Source organism: Actinomycetospora termitidis, from assembly GCF_030286555.1.
Taxonomy (GTDB): Bacteria; Actinomycetota; Actinomycetes; order Mycobacteriales; family Pseudonocardiaceae; genus Actinomycetospora; species Actinomycetospora termitidis.
Genome location: NZ_JASVWF010000024.1, coordinates 1 through 390, shown reverse-complemented (window position 1 = coordinate 390; position 390 = coordinate 1). Strand labels below are relative to the sequence as shown.

The following is a 390-nucleotide window of genomic DNA, read 5'->3' as shown; positions in this document are numbered from 1 at the left end:
GGCGACCAGGAAAAAAAGATGCTCGCGTCCACTATCCACTTGACAAACCCACCCGCAGACCACCACGCCGAACCACAACCGCGGAACGACCATGATGACTGCCCAGAGAGAAAACACGACCCCCACACCCACCCAGGGTGTGAGGGCCGGGTCGTCCTCTCAGGACCCAACAGTGTGCCAACGCTTCTCGCGTGTTCTGGTTCCACATCAATCCAGTAAGCAACCACCCACCCCCACCAAGGGGATGCGGTGGCCCTCCGTCGCGCCGCGCCGGCCGCCACCCGAGACTGGGCAGCTGTCACCAACGAACAGCGTCGACGATCCGAGGCAGATGCTCCTTAGAAAGGAGGTGATCCAGCCGCACCTTCCGGTACGGCTACCTTGTTACGA

1 rRNA gene is annotated in these 390 nt (G+C 61.8%); it reads right to left on the bottom strand.

The features are described from left to right. Nucleotides 1–342: 342 nt before the first annotated feature. A 16S ribosomal RNA gene (locus QRT03_RS32300) occupies nucleotides 343–390 on the bottom strand; the annotation flags it as partial.